Source organism: Staphylococcus sp. FSL K6-0223 (genome assembly GCF_038008285.1).
The window spans coordinates 820,088-838,477 of sequence record NZ_JBBOYX010000002.1 but is presented as its reverse complement, the minus strand read 5'-3'; the positions used below and the strand labels follow the sequence as shown (position 1 = coordinate 838,477).

Annotated in this window: 17 protein-coding genes; 12 read left to right on the top strand and 5 right to left on the bottom strand. The window is 31.2% G+C overall.

Annotation, left to right across the window (positions count from 1 at the left end; all coding sequences use genetic code 11):
- Positions 1–2 precede the first annotated feature (2 nt).
- Positions 3–1,661, top strand: coding sequence for a peptide ABC transporter substrate-binding protein (locus MHI13_RS14925; protein WP_047796031.1), 1,659 nt, complete (start codon positions 3–5; stop codon positions 1,659–1,661).
- Positions 1,662–1,726: 65 nt separating this feature from the next.
- Here the strand turns inward: MHI13_RS14925 and trpS are convergent, their stop codons facing one another.
- Positions 1,727–2,716, bottom strand: coding sequence for a tryptophan--tRNA ligase (trpS, locus tag MHI13_RS14920; RefSeq protein ID WP_002433373.1), 990 nt, complete (start codon positions 2,714–2,716; stop codon positions 1,727–1,729).
- A gap of 291 nt (positions 2,717–3,007) precedes the next feature.
- Here trpS and spxA point away from each other — a divergent pair, with 291 nt between their 5' ends.
- The 4 genes from spxA to pepF all read left to right on the top strand — a co-directional run bounded on the left by spxA (position 3,008) and on the right by pepF (position 7,324).
- The gene (gene spxA / locus MHI13_RS14915) at positions 3,008–3,403 is read left to right on the top strand and encodes a transcriptional regulator SpxA (protein ID WP_001829294.1); all 396 of its coding nucleotides are present in this window, start codon (positions 3,008–3,010) and stop codon (positions 3,401–3,403) included.
- A gap of 253 nt (positions 3,404–3,656) precedes the next feature.
- Positions 3,657–4,379, top strand: a complete 723-nt coding sequence (gene mecA, locus MHI13_RS14910; protein WP_002433124.1) for an adaptor protein MecA — start codon at positions 3,657–3,659, stop codon at positions 4,377–4,379.
- Between the two features lie 102 nt (positions 4,380–4,481).
- A complete protein-coding gene (locus MHI13_RS14905) occupies positions 4,482–5,471 on the top strand; it encodes a competence protein CoiA (RefSeq protein WP_064210342.1) in 990 nt (329 codons plus the stop codon).
- A 44-nt stretch (positions 5,472–5,515) separates the two neighbouring features.
- Positions 5,516–7,324, top strand: a complete 1,809-nt coding sequence (gene pepF, locus MHI13_RS14900; RefSeq protein WP_064210341.1) for an oligoendopeptidase F — start codon at positions 5,516–5,518, stop codon at positions 7,322–7,324.
- A 337-nt stretch (positions 7,325–7,661) separates the two neighbouring features.
- On the opposite strand, the gene yjbH is transcribed toward pepF, so the two are convergent.
- The 3 genes from yjbH to MHI13_RS14885 form a co-directional block, all read right to left on the bottom strand.
- Positions 7,662–8,453, bottom strand: coding sequence for a protease adaptor protein YjbH (gene yjbH, locus MHI13_RS14895; RefSeq protein WP_002433191.1), 792 nt, complete (start codon positions 8,451–8,453; stop codon positions 7,662–7,664).
- A gap of 16 nt (positions 8,454–8,469) precedes the next feature.
- Positions 8,470–8,841: a truncated hemoglobin YjbI gene (locus MHI13_RS14890; RefSeq protein ID WP_030065104.1), complete on the bottom strand. Its 372-nt coding sequence runs from the start codon at positions 8,839–8,841 to the stop codon at positions 8,470–8,472.
- An 84-nt stretch (positions 8,842–8,925) separates the two neighbouring features.
- Positions 8,926–9,513 (bottom strand): CYTH domain-containing protein, encoded by a 588-nt coding sequence (locus MHI13_RS14885; RefSeq protein WP_064210340.1) that lies wholly within the window; start codon positions 9,511–9,513, stop codon positions 8,926–8,928.
- A 290-nt stretch (positions 9,514–9,803) separates the two neighbouring features.
- Between MHI13_RS14885 and MHI13_RS14880 the strand changes: the two genes are divergently transcribed.
- The 7 genes from MHI13_RS14880 to fabI all read left to right on the top strand — a co-directional run bounded on the left by MHI13_RS14880 (position 9,804) and on the right by fabI (position 16,867).
- Entirely contained in the window at positions 9,804–10,151 is a 348-nt protein-coding gene (locus tag MHI13_RS14880) for a UPF0738 family protein (protein ID WP_002433336.1), read from the top strand.
- A 16-nt stretch (positions 10,152–10,167) separates the two neighbouring features.
- On the top strand, positions 10,168–10,803 hold the full coding sequence (locus MHI13_RS14875; RefSeq protein ID WP_002433078.1) for a GTP pyrophosphokinase: 636 nt from the start codon (positions 10,168–10,170) through the stop codon (positions 10,801–10,803).
- A 13-nt stretch (positions 10,804–10,816) separates the two neighbouring features.
- Positions 10,817–11,626 (top strand): NAD kinase, encoded by an 810-nt coding sequence (locus MHI13_RS14870; RefSeq protein ID WP_030065108.1) that lies wholly within the window; start codon positions 10,817–10,819, stop codon positions 11,624–11,626.
- Complete coding sequence (locus tag MHI13_RS14865; protein WP_047796036.1) at positions 11,623–12,477, top strand: RluA family pseudouridine synthase; 855 nt, start codon at positions 11,623–11,625, stop codon at positions 12,475–12,477. The genes MHI13_RS14870 and MHI13_RS14865 overlap by 4 nt, the downstream gene beginning before the upstream one ends.
- Before the next feature lie 25 nt (positions 12,478–12,502).
- Positions 12,503–13,888 carry a magnesium transporter gene (gene mgtE / locus MHI13_RS14860; RefSeq protein WP_023350579.1) on the top strand — a complete coding sequence of 462 codons (1,386 nt, stop codon included), beginning with the start codon at positions 12,503–12,505 and terminating at the stop codon, positions 13,886–13,888.
- Between the two features lie 8 nt (positions 13,889–13,896).
- Positions 13,897–15,741 (top strand): monovalent cation:proton antiporter family protein, encoded by a 1,845-nt coding sequence (locus tag MHI13_RS14855; protein WP_037548605.1) that lies wholly within the window; start codon positions 13,897–13,899, stop codon positions 15,739–15,741.
- A 355-nt stretch (positions 15,742–16,096) separates the two neighbouring features.
- Positions 16,097–16,867, top strand: a complete 771-nt coding sequence (gene fabI, locus MHI13_RS14850; protein ID WP_002433356.1) for an enoyl-ACP reductase FabI — start codon at positions 16,097–16,099, stop codon at positions 16,865–16,867.
- A 182-nt stretch (positions 16,868–17,049) separates the two neighbouring features.
- On the opposite strand, the gene cozEa is transcribed toward fabI, so the two are convergent.
- Positions 17,050–18,141, bottom strand: coding sequence for a lipoteichoic acid biosynthesis protein CozEa (gene cozEa, locus MHI13_RS14845; RefSeq protein ID WP_002433349.1), 1,092 nt, complete (start codon positions 18,139–18,141; stop codon positions 17,050–17,052).
- Between the last annotated feature and the right edge of the window lie 249 nt (positions 18,142–18,390).

Here is an 18,390-nt window from a genome sequence, read left to right as displayed (position 1 = left end):
TGATGGAATTGAATAAATATTTTAGAGCAACGATAATTCTAATTATATCAATTTTGACTTTAAGTTCATGTTCTCAAAATAAGGGCATGTACTCTGATGAAGGACAAGTCTTTAGAAAAGTTATACCACAAGACATGACAACACTCGATACTGCAATGATTACTGATTCTGTATCCAACGATATTGCAGAGCAAGCTTTTGAAGGGTTATTTTCATTAGATAAAAATGATAAAGCAACTTTGGCCATTGCTAAAAGTATGCCTAAAAAATCTAAAGATGGAAAAACTTTAATCTTTGATTTAAAGGAAAATGCTAAATGGAGTAATGGCGATGATGTAACAGCTAATGATTTTGTTTATGCATGGAGAAAAGTAGTTAATCCTAAAACAGGATCTGAATATGCTTATATCATGACGGATATTAAAAACGCTGACGACATTAATGCTGGTAAAAAGCCAGTTGAGTCTTTAGGTATAAAAGCCATTAACAAACATAAACTAGAAATACAATTAAATAGACCTATACCATACATTAATGAACTTCTAACATTAAGTACGTTCTATCCTCAGGATGAAAAAATTTCTGAAAAATATGGTGAAAAATACGGAACCAAAGTAGAAAAAACTGTGTTTAATGGTCCGTTTAAAGTTGATAAATGGAAACATGAAGATAAAATTTTATTATCAAAAAATAATAATTATTGGGATAAGAAAAATGTTAAGTTGGAGAAAGTTAACTACAAAGTATTGAAAGATAAACAGGTAGGAGCCTCTCTCTATGAGACAGGTTCTATAGATGATACTTTGATAACTGCTGATCAGGTCAATAAGTATAGAGACTCACCAGCTTTGAAAAAAAGAATAACTTCAGGAAACTTCTACATTAAATTAAATCAAAAGAAAGTAAAAGAATTTAGTAATAAGAATTTACGTTTAGCAATAGCAAGGTCAGTAAATAAACAAGGTTATGTTGATGCAGTTAAAAATGATGGTTCTTTACCTTCGAATACATTAACTGCAAAAGGAGTGGCTAAAGTAGAAGGTGATAAAGATTACGCTTCAACTATTAATTCACCTCTAGAATACAATCCTAAACTAGCTAAAGAAAATTGGGAAAAAGCAAAAAGAGAATTAAAATTAAAAACATTTACTTTTACAATGAATACTGAAGATACTCCTGATGCAAAAATATCTGCAGAGTATATAAAATCTCAAGTTGAAAAAAATCTTCCTGGGATAACATTAAAAATAAAGCAATTGCCTTTTAAACAAAGAATAGCATTAGAAACAAAGATGAATTATGAAGCATCACTTAGTGGATGGGGAGCGGACTATTCAGATCCAACTTCATATTTAGGAACAATGACTAAAGATAATCCTCAAAATAATACTGGGTGGAATGATTCATCTTATGATACTTCATTTAATAATGTGAATGATAAATTATTAAAAAATATAAACAAAAGAAACGCATCTATGAAAGGTATGGAAGAATTATTACTCCATGATGCACCTATTGCTCCAATTTATCAAAAAGGCGAGGCGCATTTAACTAACCCTCAAGTAAAAGGTTTAATTTATCATGTGGTTGGTCCTGACACTACATTAAAAAATGTCTATATTGATAAATCTATTGATAGAGAAACAGGCAAGAAAAATTAAGTTGATTTAAAACAATAGCGTTTCTGGATAGTTAGTCCAGAAACGCTATTGTTTTCATTTTTATATTATCTTTTACGTCCTAATCCCATGGCTTTTTCCATTTTTTTCAATGTTTTAAATGAAGCTTTATGAGCTTTGTCTCGCCCTTTATCCAAGATGTCATCTAAATCATCAGAATTGTAAAAGTTCTCATATTTCTCTTGGAAATTAATCAAGAAGTCTTTAACGATCTCTGCTAAATCACCTTTAAATTTGCCATAACCTTCACCTTCGTATCTAACTTCAATATCTTTAATAGGTTCATCAGTTAGACCTGAATATATAGATAAAAGATTTGAAACACCTGGTTTATTTTCACGATCGAATTTAATAATGCCATCAGAATCTGTTACGGCACTTTTAATTTTTTTTGCTGCCACATTTGGCTCATCGAGTAGTGAAATAAAGTTTTTCTGATTATCATCACTTTTACTCATTTTTTTAGTTGGGTCTTGTAAACTCATCACACGTCCTCCAACTTTAGGCATGCGAATTTCTGGTTTTACTAAGACATCATTATAACGACTATTAAAACGATCTACTAAATTACGGGTAAGTTCCATATGTTGCTTTTGATCATCGCCAACTGGAACAATGTTAGTGTTATAAATTACTATATCTGCAGCCATAAGAGGTGGATATGTTAATAATCCTGCTGGTACACCATCAACCCGTTTTTGTGCTTTATCTTTAAATTGTGTCATACGTTCAAGTTCACCAATAGAAGCAATTGTTGTAAGCATCCAACCAGCTTGTACGTGTGCAGGGACTTCAGATTGAATAAATAAAGTAGATTTATCTGAGTCAATTCCTGTAGCTAAATATATTGCTGCTAATTGACGAATTTGTTTACGTAATTTCAAACGATCTTGTGGTACCGTTATGGCATGTTGGTCAACAATACAGAAAAAACAATCATAGTCATCTTGTACATCTACAAATTGTTTTAACGCACCTATGTAGTTGCCGATAGTAGGAATACCACTCGGTTGAATTCCTGAAAATAAAGTTTCCATATTAGATGCCTACTTTCTAATTAATATTGTTTAGATAACATTATAACAGTATTTCGTTAAAATGTAAGTTGTGTTAAAATAATAATATAACTGGGTATATACTAAAAGCGAATTAAAAAATTTGATGAATTTCAAGATTTCTCAGAAAAATTAGGATTTTCTCATTTAATTTTAATCTTAGATAGTTATACTATTAAGTGTAAGATTAAGAAAGCTTAAAAATTCAATTTCTTAAATCGATAATAATATTAAAATAATGAATTTAATTCATTCTATAGGAGAGTGAGATGTATGGTAACATTATTTACTTCACCAAGTTGCACATCTTGCCGTAAAGCGAAAGCATGGTTACAAGAACATGACATTCCATATACGGAGCGTAACATTTTTTCTGAACATTTAACAATTGATGAAATTAAACAAATTTTAAAAATGACTGAAGACGGAACAGATGAAATTATTTCAACTCGTTCTAAAACATATCAAAAATTGAATGTAGATATTGATTCTTTACCTTTACAAGATTTATATTCTATTATTCAAGATAACCCAGGATTATTACGTCGTCCTATTATCTTAGACGACAAACGCTTGCAAGTTGGATATAACGAAGATGAAATTAGACGTTTCTTACCAAGAAAAGTTCGTACGTTCCAATTACAAGAAGCACAACGTTTAGTTGATTAATAACTAACATAACTATGTGATATTATCACTTTACTTAAAGATTAAGAACAACACTATTCATTGTTAATAGTGTTGTTTTTTGCATGTTATAGTACCTTCTAAAGTAGTAGTTTTTTGTTAAATAAATAGGGAATATGTTAATATAGATTACCGATTAAAATTAGTTAAATTTAATCAAACAAATAGATTGTAATTTACGTTCCGTTCTAATACAATATGGTTACTATTCATCGACTGTAAGGAGTGAGATGATATGAGAATAGAACGCGTTGATGACACAACAGTTAAATTGTTTATAACATATAGCGACATTGAAGCACGAGGATTTAATCGTGAAGACTTATGGACTAACCGTAAACGCGGTGAAGAATTCTTCTGGTCAATGATGGATGAAATTAATGAAGAAGAAGATTTCGTGGTAGAAGGTCCATTATGGATTCAAGTACATGCTTTTGAAAAAGGCGTGGAAGTGACCATCTCTAAATCTAAAAATGAAGACGCAATGAACATGTCAGATGAAGATACAAATGATCAATTTGATGATCAAGTGAATGAATTATTAGCACAAACCTTAGATGGTGAAGATAATTTAGAAGAATTATTTGAGCAACGTCAACAACAGAAAAAAGCTGAACAACAGGCAAATAATCAACGAACTCATAAACGTGCTAACGTAAGAACTGTAATTGTTAAATTTGATGATTTAGAACATGTTATTAATTATGCATATCATAATAACCAAAATACTACTGAATATGAAGATTTATTATATATGATTGATAATCACTACTATTATTCAGTTCATTTTGATGACTCTGTAAGCCAAGAAACTATTAATGATAGCTATAGTCAATTATTAGAGTTTGCTTATCCAACAGATAAAACGGAAGTATACTTAAATGACTATGCCAAAATTATCATGAGTCATAATGTTACTTCTCAAGTTCGTAGATATTTTACAGACTCAGAAGAATAACACGATTTATCTCACAAGGTACCAAATTAAGGTGCCTTGTTTTTTTATAAATTTTTAAAGTAAAAATTTTGTTCTCCTCGTTGTTATATATGAGGTGATGAAATGTTAATAGCAATGAATAGAATGAATGAGCGAGTTTTAGCGAAAAATGCGAAGAGAAATCAAATATATCGGTGTCCTTATTGTCTAGGGGAAGTTATATTACGACATGGAGTTAAAGTTATACCTCATTTTGCACATAAAGTTAAAAGTACTAGACTTTGTTATAAAGCTGAAACGTATAATCATTACCAATTAAAAATGCTATTAGCACAAAAATTTGAAGCAATAAATTATGATGTTGATATTGAACCCTTTTTTAAATGTATCAAGCAATATCCTGATTTAGTGATTAACCAAAGACACGCCATCGAAATTCAGTGTTCCACAATTAGTACGACTGAAATAATTGAAAGAACCCTTGGTTTAAAAAGTATAGGCTTAAAGGTTTATTGGATAATCAATGATGTGAAAAAAAGAGGGGATTTTATTGAACTTACACAATTTCAAACTACTTTTATTAATCCTATTCATCGTACCCTAATAACCTGGGACTTCACAAAATCAAGACTCATAGTTTACACGCACCTTCAAAATATCGCTGGAAAAAAATTTATTTGCAAAAAACATACCATACAAATTAAACAACTTTTCAATACATATCAATCAGAACAAGCACAAATCTATAAATTATCTAAAAGAACAATCAATAATTATATTCTACAGTGTAGAAGGAAAAATTCGGTTCTTGAACCAACTCTAAGTGCAATATATCAGCTACAAATGAATGATAATGAAGTATGTATAAATACAGGTTTTATATTTCCAAATCAAATATATATTGAAACACACCCAGTTGAATGGCAACTCAATTATCTATTATTAAGACGTAAATATGACAGACATCAAAGTTGTGACTTATTAATGTCTATCATTAAATTCAGATATTTCTCATACTATAAGTATCATAAGTTGACTATATTAAAAGATTTGTTAAATGACTTCGAGAAAATGTATTATAACAGATGTTTAAGCGTGCAAAACCAATCTTAAAATGAGAAAATTATATTATTGATATAATCAAGGAGGTTTACTTTATGAGTCAACAATTAACAAGAGAAGAGCAGGAACGTAAATATCCTGAGTATACATGGGACTTAACGACGATTTTCGAAAACGACGAGGCTTTTGAGGAGGCGTTCAAGGAAGTAGAGAATGAGTTAGGTAAGGAAGAACAATTCAAAGGACATTTAGGTGATAGTGCTGAAACTTTATATAATGCCTTAGCACTTGAAGATGAATTAGGAACTAAACTTGAAAAAGTCTATGTCTATGCTCATTTAAAGCAAGACCAAGATACTGCTAATGATAAATATACTGGTCTAGAAGCGCGTGCACATCAATTAGTAATTAAATACAGTTCTGCATGGAGCTTTTTAGTGCCTGAAATTTTACAGTTAGATCAGTCTACTATTGAACAATTTGTTTCCTCATTTGATAAATTAAAACAATATGAGTTCGACTTAAAATTAATTAACGAGAAACGTCCACACATTCTAGATGCAGACACAGAGAAACTATTAACAGAAGCACAAGATGCTTTATCTACACCTTCAAATGTTTATGGAATGTTTAGTAACGCAGACTTAGAATTTGAGGATGCCATTGATAAAGATGGGGAAGCACATCCGTTAACGCAAGGTACTTTTATAAAATATTTAGAGTCTGATGATCGTAAATTAAGAGAATCAGCATTTAGAAATGTATATAAAGCTTACGGTTCACATAACAATACATTAGGTGCAACACTAGCAGGAGAAGTGAAGAAAAATGTATTTAATGCTCGAACGCATCATTATAATTCAGCTCGTGAGCGTGCTTTAAGTAACAATCATATCCCAGAGGCTGTATATGATAATTTAGTCAAAACAGTGCATAAGTATCTTCCATTACTTCACAGATACACTAAATTAAGAAAAGAGTTATTAGGCATTGAAGATTTAAAAATGTATGATCTCTACACACCTCTAGTTAAAGATGTGAAATTTGATATGCCATACAAAGAAGCTAAATCGTGGATGTTAAAAGCACTCGAACCAATGGGCGAAGAATATTTAAACGTTGTTAAAGAAGGTTTAGACAATCGATGGGTTGACGTCTATGAAAATAAAGGTAAACGCTCTGGAGGTTATTCTTCAGGAGCACATCTTACAAATCCTTTCATTTTATTAAATTGGTCAGATACTGTTTCTGATTTATACACTTTAGTACATGAATTTGGTCATTCAGCTCATAGTTATTTCAGTCGTCAAAATCAACCTTCAAACTTAAGTGATTATACGATATTCGTTGCAGAAGTCGCATCTACATGTAACGAAGCGCTTTTAAGTGACTATATGGATAAACATTTAGACGACCAGCGTCGATTGTTATTGTTAAATCAAGAATTAGAACGCTTTAGAGCTACTTTATTCCGTCAAACTATGTTTGCTGAATTTGAACATAAAATTCACCAAATCGAAGAGGCGGGCGAACCATTAACACCTAACCGAATGAATGAAGAGTATGCGAAGCTTAATAAGCAATACTTCGGAGATGCTGTTGAAACAGATGAAGATATTAGTAAAGAATGGTCACGTATACCACACTTCTATATGAATTATTATGTATATCAATACGCTACAGGTTATAGTGCAGCACAAAGTTTAAGTCATCAAATTTTATCAGAAGGTAAACCAGCTGTAGAAAGATATATTAATGAATTCTTGAAAAAAGGTAGCTCAAACTATCCAATAGAAATTCTAAAAAATGCAGGCGTAGATATGACTACACCTAAACCTATTGAAGAAGCGTGTGAAGTATTTGAACAAAAATTAGATGCATTTGAAAAACTTATGAAAGCTTAGTACGAGTGTATTCGCTTTCAATTTGAACAGATTGTGACAATTTATGTATATAATTAAACAAAGGTTGAAAAGGGGTATGCACCGTGTTATATTATGAACATGAAATTAATCACATAACAAACATACCCCTTTGTTTGAAGTGAAAAATTTCTCCCATCCCCTTTGTTTAGCGTCGTGTAATCAGACACGGCGTTTTTTTATATTTAATTTTAAAATACTATTTTCTGATGTGTAAATTATGCAGTTCCTATACATAAAAGAGTATAAGATGATTTTCAATATAAATACTAAAAGACGGCTAGTTTTATTTTACTAGCCGTCTTTTTGCATTAAATTATTAAGGCATTTTTGATTTCCAAAAATCGCCTTCTGGATATTGTAATTTCTCAACTTTTTGTTGTAAGGAAAGTTTTTTTAATTCTTTATTAAGTAACTTTTCTGGCCACTCGTAAATAGTTAAAAGTTCTTCCATCGTTACTAATTGTTTCTTTTGAATGTACACTTCTAATTTAGGTGGGAGATTCTTCTCAATAGGTTTTCCCATTAATTCGTTTATGATGTAAGTATAGATATGATATGGGTATAAACCTTCAACTTTTAAACCTTCTTCTTGGACGTCTTCACTAAAGAAAACAAGAGAGGGCGCTTGCTCAATGTCCATTTCTCTAGCAATATGAAGATCTACCTTTAGGCTGTCAGTAAGCTTGCTCTTCTGTAAATCTTCCTTAAATACTTGATAATCAATACCTGCATTATTAATACAATCGCAAATCATATCTTCGGTAATGATATCGCGTTTAGGTATGATTTCATTTTGCATTAAATGAATAAATCTTTCAGCCCTCAAGCGTCCTTGTAATTCAGCTGCTTTATATGCCAGAGCAATGTTATCGAAATCCGATGTACTTTGAGCCTGACACTTAGTTAAAACTTTCAAGGAAGGGTTTAAAATGTGTCTTACTCGGATATATTGATTATATTCAATTCTTAATTTTGATAATATAGCTGATAGCTTAAAACATTCTTTGCTAAAAGGATCAAAAAAAGAATAAATTTCTATTTTACTTACAGGTGATAGATTAGCATCTTCACGACTCTTGTTATCCAATATTCTTAATTCTTCAGCCATGTATTTTCACCTACAATTATTTTTCGGAATTTACCATGTGGTTTGCAGTTAAGCGTAATCTTTCAAATAAATACTCACCAACACCTGCAGGGAAATTTGCATATTGAATCGCAGTATACATATTTTCTAACCATGCATCTCGCTCATATTCAGTAATTGTAAATTCCATATGTCTTCTTTTTAACATGGGGTGTCCATGTTCTTGAGTATATAAGTCAGGGCCTCCAAGAAATTGAGTTAAAAACTGTTTCTGCTTTCGGCTTGTTTCATTAAAGTCCCCTGGAAATAAATAATTAATACGATTATCTCTTTCGACTAGATAATAGAAATAGTCAATCATTTGATACAGAGCGTCTTGACCTACTAACTCATAAGGTGTTTTAGACATAATATCACCGTGTTCCATTAATATATATCTAATATAACATGAATTTTTACATTTGAAAGTAATTTGCCTTTTCGGAACATATTGCTATTTATCACTTGCTTTTTTCTTTTCTTCAAAGAATCTTTGTACTTTATTTAAAGGTTTTTTATGTTTTATATCGAATTCCTGAAGTAATTGTTTAAACTTTTCATAACCTTCATCGTACGAACTAACTTCATATTCAAGTTCGTAGTCAACTTTATTTAGGTATTCACTTTTATCTAATACAAGTAATTCGTTTTGATATTGAGTTTCTATTCTATATGTTGTTAAATCCCCTAAAATAACTAATTCTTCGTCTAAAACATTAAATTGTCCTTCAATAATATTTCTTATATCATCTGGTAGTTTGGAGTTTGATATTGAATCATTCATCTTTGGTTTAATATCAGTTGTGTGGTTATACTCTATTAATCCAACTTCAGCAGGTACCTTCAAAGTCATTTCATATGTATTATCTTTAACTCTGATACGTAATGCTGAACGATGATCTTTAAGTTTAAAATCTATAGTATCAATATAATAATTAGTTTGGCTAAATGGTTTTTCATTTTTAAAATAAGTGTTAAAAATTTTATCGTACAAATCTTTGGTTAAGATTTGTTTGAACTCAATTTCATTATTTGTTGCCATTGTAAACACCTCAATCATTTACTTTTGTTCATATTTAAAGCATTTACAATTATGACGAATTTCTTCTATAAATTAAAGTAATTTAATAGCACATTTAAGTTTGTGAAAAATTTTGTGAAGTCGTTTTAACTCTGAAAATTAACTTATAACGTATGTAGACTTCGGAATATATAAATTACTTGAAAGAAAATGAAAATCTGTAATTTAATCTAAGATTTCAATGCAAGTTGTGGCGTGTTTTGTAAGCGTATATTATGTTAAACTAGTATGGAATAAGGAGGAAGACAGGCATGCGTATTTATATAAATGAAATTAAAGTTAAAGATGATGGCATTTATTGCTTCTCAGAGGACCCAACAGATGGTCTAGAGGAAGTTGGACAAATGCTTGTTGATAGTGATAATTATGGATTCGCATATCTATTAGATGACGGTGAATCGTATTCTTATCTAATCTTTGTGCAAGAGACATGGTCACTGTTACATGAAAATAGAGATAAGAAGATTATCATCAATAACGATTTAGAATTGAAACATTTCCAAGAAGAACTAGATTACATATTAGAAAATATTGAAGGAAATAATAACTATGGTAAGGAGTTTGTTTCAGCTGTTGAAAAAACTTTCGAACTAGAGTGAAGCGGAGTGAAACAAAATGAACCAGTGGGATCAATTTTTAACACCTTATAAACAAGCGGTAGATGAATTAAAGGTAAAACTTAAAGGTTTGCGTAAGCAATATGAAGTAGGTGAACACACGTCACCTATCGAGTTTGTTACAGGAAGAGTTAAACCTATATCAAGTGTTATCGATAAGGCAAATAAAAGAGGTATTCCGTTCGACCGCTTACATGAAGAAATGTATGACATTGCTGGATTAAGAATGATGTGCCAGTTCGTGGATGATATTGATATTGTTGTTAATATATTAAGGCAACGAAGAGACTTCAAAGTCGTAGAAGAACGAGATTATATCCGTAATACTAAAGAAAGTGGCTATCGTTCCTATCATGTAATTATTAAATATCCTATTGAAACATTAAACGGACAAAAACATATTCTAGCTGAGATTCAAATAAGAACATTAGCTATGAATTTCTGGGCTACAATAGAACATACTCTTCGTTATAAATACGATGGAGACTATCCTGATGAAATACAACATCGTTTGGAAAGAGCAGCAGAAGCAGCATATTTATTAGATGAAGAAATGTCTGAAATAAAAGATGAAATTCAAGAGGCACAGAAGTATTATACTCAGAAACGTGCGAAGAAACATGAAAATGACTAATGAGGTGTAGATGATGCGTTATACAATCCTAACTAAAGGTGATTCGAAATCGAATGCATTAAAGCATAAAATGATTAATCATATGAAGGATTTTCAAATGGTAGAGGATAGTGAAAATCCTGAAATTGTCATATCTGTTGGTGGTGATGGAACGTTACTACAGGCATTTCATCAATATAGTCATATGTTATCAAAAGTCGCCTTTGTAGGGATTCACACCGGTCATTTAGGTTTTTATGCAGACTGGTTACCTCATGAAGTTGAGAAGTTGATTATTGAAATAAATAATACTGAATTTCAAGTGATAGAATATCCATTATTAGAACTAATTGTGAGGTATAACGACAATGGATATGAAACACGATATCTTGCTTTAAATGAAGCTACAATGAAAACAGAAAATGGTTCAACATTAGTTGTGGACGTTAATATACGTGGTAAACATTTTGAGCGATTTAGGGGAGATGGATTATGTATATCAACACCGTCCGGTTCAACTGCTTACAATAAAGCCTTAGGTGGAGCGCTTATACATCCATCATTAGAAGCAATGCAAATTGCTGAAATAGCTTCTATAAATAATAGGGTGTTTAGAACAGTAGGATCTCCTTTAGTTCTACCTAAACATCATACTTGTTTAATTACGCCTGTTAATCATGACACGATTAGGACAACTATTGATCACGTAAGTATTAAACATAAAAATGTAAATGCCATTCAATTTAGAGTAGCAAATGAAAAAGTAAGGTTTGCTAGATTTCGACCATTTCCTTTTTGGAAAAGAGTTCATGATTCATTCATATCAAGTGATGATGAAAGATGATTTTCAAATATGTTATCGAGAAATCAGAAACTGTTAAATCTTTCTTACAAAGAAATGATTACTCTAAAAAGACTATTAGCGCCATTAAACATAATGGCGCTTTATCTGTAAATGGACGTTCTGTAACAGTTAGAAAAGAGATGGCTATCGGAGATTACTTTGAAGTTCATATGCCAATTGAAACACCGAGTTCAAATTTGTTACCTTATCCAAAACCTTTAGATATCGTATACGAAGATGAATTTATACTTATAGTTAATAAACCTCAATTACAAAACTGTGCACCTTCTAGGGAACATCCTCATGAGAGTTTAGTAGAGCAAGTATTAGCTTATTTGATGAATAAAGATGAGCAGACAAATCCGCACATTGTCACTAGATTAGATCGTAATACATCAGGGCTCGTCTTATTTGCCAAGTTTGGACACATTCATCATTTATTTTCAAAGGTGAAATTTGAAAAAGAATATATATGTTTAGCTTATGGTCGTACTCAATCTGAAGGTGTTATAGAAGCACCAATTGCTAGAGACAACGAAAGTATTATTACAAGAAAGGTCTCCGATAAAGGAAAATATGCTAAGACTAGTTATTACACTATCGCTCAAAATAATAACTTGAGTTTATGTAAAGTGAAACTTCATACAGGACGAACCCATCAAATCAGAGTTCATTTCCAATTTATGGGTCACCCAATAGTAGGAGATGATTTATATGGTGGCATACATCGTCTAGTTGAGGGGCAAAGTTTACAATGTTGTTCACTTAAGTTCGTTCATCCCATAAAACATAATAAAATCACAATAAATGTTGATTACAAACAATTAATTCAATTATTTAACGTGCTATAATAAATATGCTTTGGAGGTGTGAATATTGTCTAACGACACAGAGATTAAAGATAAAGTGCGCGAAGACGTATATGATGAAGAATTATTAAATAGATTATTAGATGGAAATGACATCGACCAATTTAGAGATGAATTTTTAGCAATGCATAATTACGATCAAAGTGAATACTTTGAAGACACTGATGATAATAATAGACAAAAAATATTTGAGTTCTTATCACCTAAAGAAGTTGCTAATTTCTTTGATCAATTAGATATTGATGACGAAGATTACGAAGAACTTTTCGATAAAATTAATGCCAATTATGCAAGTCATGTATTAGAGGAAATGTCTTATGATAACTCAGTTGATATTTTAAATAAATTATCAAAATCTAAAGTCGCTAGCTTACTAACATTAATGGATAAAGATGAAGCTAATGAAATAAAAGCTTTATTACATTACGAAGAAGATACAGCTGGCGGTATCATGACAACGGAATATATCTCATTAAAATCCACAACACCAGTGAAAGAAGCGTTAATGCATGTAAAAGAACAAGCACCTGATGCTGAAACGATTTATGTTATTTTCGCTGTTAATGAAGCGGGACAACTGGTAGGGGTTTTCTCTTTAAGAGATTTGATAACCGCTGAAAATGATTCTTATATCGAAGATGTGATGAGCGAACGTGTCATTAGTGTGAATGTGGCTGATGACCAAGAAGATGTTGCTCAGGTCATAAGAGATTATGATTTTATTGCAGTGCCAGTTGTTGATTATCAGAACCACCTATTAGGTATCATTACTATTGATGATATTTTAGACGTAATGGATGAAGAGGCAAGTGAAGACTACTCTCGTTTAGCCGGTGTATCTGATATCGATTCTACAAGTGATTCAGTTATCAAAACAGCCAGTAAACGACTTCCTTGGCTAATTGTCTTAACTTTCTTAGGAATGATTACTGCTACTATTTTAGGAAGTTTTGAAGATACATTATCTCAAGTCGCTTTATTAGCTGCGTTTATTCCAATTATTAGTGGTATGTCTGGTAATTCAGGTACTCAATCCTTAGCCGTTTCTGTACGTAATATTTCTACTGGTGAAATTAATGAACAAAGTAAATTTAAAATAGCTTTAAGAGAAGCTGGAAGTGGATTTCTATCTGGTTTAGTTTGTTCAGTGGTACTATTCTTAATTATTGTAGTTATATATAGACAACCTTTATTAGCACTAATAGTTGGAGGCAGTCTTACATGTGCAATGACTGTCGGAACATTAGTTGGCTCTATGATTCCATTAATCATGAATAAATTTAAAATAGACCCAGCAGTTGCAAGTGGTCCTTTCATTACTACTATAAATGATATTGTAAGTATGTTAATTTACTTCGGTTTAGCAACATCATTTATGTCATATTTAACTTAGGAGGTCGCATGGAGTTTTTATCATTAGTTATCGTAGTTGTTGCTGCATTTTTAACTCCTATTATCGTTAACCGACTTAACATTAATTTTCTGCCTGTTGTAGTGGCAGAAATCTTAATGGGTATTATCATAGGTCATTCTTTCCTTAATATTGTGGAAAGAGATTCTGTATTAAACATATTATCTACTTTAGGCTTTATATTTTTAATGTTTTTAAGTGGATTGGAAATTGATTTTAAAGCATTTAAAAAAGATTCACGTTCTAGACAAGGAAAGAATAAACAAGAAAAGAATTTACCAAGTCATTTAAATTTAGCTTTGACTGTATTTGGTTTTATCATGTTGATTTCTATCATCTTGGCTTACGCTTTTAAATGGTTAGGTTTAGTAGATGATGTATTATTAATGGTCATCATTATATCAACTATTTCTTTAGGCGTTGTCGTACCTACACTTAAAGAAATGAATATCATGCGTACAACAATAGGTCAATTTATACTTTTAGTTGCAGTTTTAGCTGATCTTGTAACGATGCTTTTATTAACTGTTTATGGCGCTATTAATGGCCATGGTGGCAGTACGATATGGTTAACTGGCATACTCATAGTATTTACAATTATTTTCTACATACTCGGTGGCGTATTTAAACGCATGTCATTTTTACAAAAGTTAATGGATGGTACAACTCAAATTGGGATTCGTGCAGTTTTTGCATTAATAATTTTATTAGTAGCACTTGCTGAAGGTGTAGGTGCAGAGTATATTCTAGGTGCATTCCTAGCCGGTGTTGTTGTCTCACTATTAAATCCCGATGAAGAAATGGTGGAAAAATTAGATTCATTTGGATATGGATTCTTTATTCCAATATTCTTTATCATGGTGGGTGTAGATCTCAATATACCATCTTTAATTAAAGAACCATCTCTGCTCTTAATTATTCCAGTGCTCATCATAGCTTTTGTAGTGTCAAAGCTTATCCCAGTTTTATTTATAAAACGTTGGTTTGATACTAAAACGACGATTGCTTCAGCATTTTTATTAACTTCAACTTTATCTTTAGTCATAGCGGCTGCGAAAATCGCAGAACAACTTAAAACGATTTCAGCTGAGACCTCAGGTATATTAATTTTAAGTGCGGTCATTACTTGTGTATTTGTGCCTATCGTTTTTAAAAAGTTGTTCCCAATACCCAATGAGGTTAATCGTCGAATTGAAGTGAGTTTAATTGGTAAGAATCAGTTAACTATTCCGATTGCTCAAAATTTAACATCACAGTTGTATAATATTTCGTTATATTACCGTAAGGATTTAAGTGATAGCAGAAAATTATCTGACGAAATTACAATGGTAGAAATTGCCGATTATGAAGAGAATTTATTAGCTCGTTTAGGTTTATTCGAAAAAGACATCGTAGTATGCGCAACTAATGATGATGAAATTAATAGGAATGTAGCATTAATGGCAAAGAAATACGGTGTCGACCGTGTGATTTGTAGATTAGAAAGCTCTAATGAAGACGCGGAAATTAAAGCGCAAGGCATTGAGGTGTTTAGTAATTATCTAAGTAATAAAATTTTACTAAAAGGTTTGATAGAAACTCCAAATATGCTAAACCTTTTAAGCAATGTAGAAACATCTCTTTACGAAATTCAAATGTTAAATCATCATTATGAAAATATACAACTGCGTAATTTCCCGTTTGGAGGCGACATCATATTCGTACGAATAGTACGTAATAATGAATCATTAGTACCTCATGGTGATACACAACTACGTTATAAAGATCGTCTTATTGTGACTGGTTCGAAAGAATACGTTGATGAACTTAAACAAGAATTAGAATTCTATTATTAAAACTACAGCTTTAAATATCTTTAAGGTGGAAGTTAGAAAACAAATATTAGTATTAACGCCTATAATTGGATTTTAAACCAATCCAATTATAGGCTTAATTGTTATTAATCCAGTTTCGATAATTTATTGCGTTATTAGAAGTGTAGAAATTGAGTTACAAACTTCTCGATTTTCAATATTTTTATGATTGTTTTATCAAAGAATAAACAGTATTGTCTAAACATTAATCAAGGTCTAAAATACTTTATTATCAGGTACTAAAAGTGTTAAACTAATTATGGTAGAAGGGTTATTTAAGAAACAATTTTATAACCGTTGAAAAAAGAATTGATTTTTATTAAGGAGTTATACTGTAATGTTAAATTTAGAGAACAAAACATATGTCATCATGGGTATTGCAAACAAACGTAGTATCGGATTTGGTGTAGCTAAGGTATTAGACAAATTAGGTGCAAAGTTAGTATTTACATATCGTAAAGATCGCAGCCGTAAAGAATTAGAAAAATTATTAGAACAATTAAATCAATCTGAACATTATTTATATCAAATTGACGTACAAAGTGATGAAGATGTTATTAACGGTTTCGCTAAAATAGGCGAAGAAGTAGGAAATATTGACGGGGTTTATCATTCAATTGCGTTTGCTAATATGGAAGACTTAAGAGGACGCTTCAATGAAACTTCACGTGATGGCTTCTTACTTGCACAAGATATTAGTTCTTATTCTTTAACAATCGTTGCGCATGAAGCTAAAAAGCTTATGCCAGAAGGTGGAAGTATCGTTGCAACAACTTATCTTGGTGGTGAGTTTGCTGTTCAAAACTACAACGTCATGGGTGTTGCTAAAGCAAGCTTAGAAGCAAATGTTAAATATTTAGCACTTGATTTAGGTGAAGATAATATTCGTGTGAATGCTATTTCTGCAGGACCAATTCGTACTTTAAGTGCGAAAGGTGTAGGTGGCTTTAATACAATCCTTAAAGAGATTGAAGAACGTGCACCATTAAAACGAAACGTTGATCAAGAAGAAGTAGGTAAAACAGCAGCTTACTTATTAAGTGATTTATCAAGTGGTGTAACTGGTGAAAATATCCATGTTGACAGTGGATTCCACGCAATTAAATAACAATGCATATTATTTTAAGCGGTTGAGTAATTGACTCAATCGCTTTTTATTATTGCTTATTAACGATACATTAAGTATGCCGTTGTTAAATTGAAGTGTTAGTGATATTGCATTAGTGGGTTTAGACGTTTTCAATAAAAAAACATCACTTACTCGAAAAAAGTAAGCGATGTTGAAACTGTTTATTTAATATCTTTAACGTCACTGTTAGCTTTATCAATAATTCTTTGACGATATTTAAAGATGTTGCTAACTAATGTTTTAATTACTGCATATAATGGAACAGCTATTAGAATTAATGTAAATCCACCTAAATCTCCTGCAGCTAAGATAACAACAATAATTGTAAGTGGGTGAATACTTAATGATTTACCCATAACATTAGGAGTAATTACGTTTCCTTCAAGTTGTTGTGCTATTAATGTAACAACACAAACCCATATAAATGTTGTTGGGCCTTCAATGATGCCAAGAATAGCCGCGGGTGTGAATGAAAGCCATGGACCTAGGAAAGGAATTAAATTTGCCACACCTGCAAATAATACAAGTAATGGTGTGTATGGTAATCCTATGATTGTATAACCGATGTAAAGAATAATACCTAGAATCACACTGACTGTTACTTGACCTTGAATATATGATTTTAAAGTGAAGTTTAAATCTTTTAATAAATCTACGATGAATACTTTTCGTTCACCTTTAAAAAATTTCCCTATAGCTGGAATAAATTTCTCATGATCTTTCAACATATAAATTAAGAAGAAAGGTACCATGATTAATAAGAAAACTGTTGAAATGAATGATGTAATGTAAGTGACTGAGTTAGATAAAACTGATGTTGCGCCATCACCTACAGATCTAACAGCCTTATTAATACGATGAGTCACATCATCAGGTAATTTGTCCATTTGTTTTAAAGAGAAATTAATAATATGTTCAGCTTCTTTTTGTAACGCTGGTGTCTGTTTAATTAAATTATTAATATTCGAAATAATAATCGGTGCGATAAATGATACCACAATTGCTATAATTGCAATTAACCCGATAAATATCGTTAAAATACTAGCCCAACGTGGAAATCCCCATCTTTCCAAAATATTTTGAAAAGGTAAACATATGTAAAATAGAAAACCACTGATTAGGAATGGAAGGAATACAGAGCCGATAATCGTCGCAATAGGTGTAAATACTTCATGTACTTCCATAAATAGTTTGATGAGTATGAACAGCATGATAATAAATATGCCGGTTCTAAACCAAACTTTATTTAACATAAACCTCTTTCCTCCTATAGTAATACTTTTATTTATTCTTAATAAGTATATCTTAAAACTATATCTTAAAAAAGGGAAAATACTTTATAAATCATAGTTAAAGACGCTATGAAACAGCTTTCGCTTAATTTTTTTAAAAGGTTCTCCATATCTTGAAAATTAGTAATAAGATACTGAGGATTCTGCTTAAAATCATTTTAGAGAATTTAAATGTGTTGCAAGTCTTGATACAATGATAATACTACTATG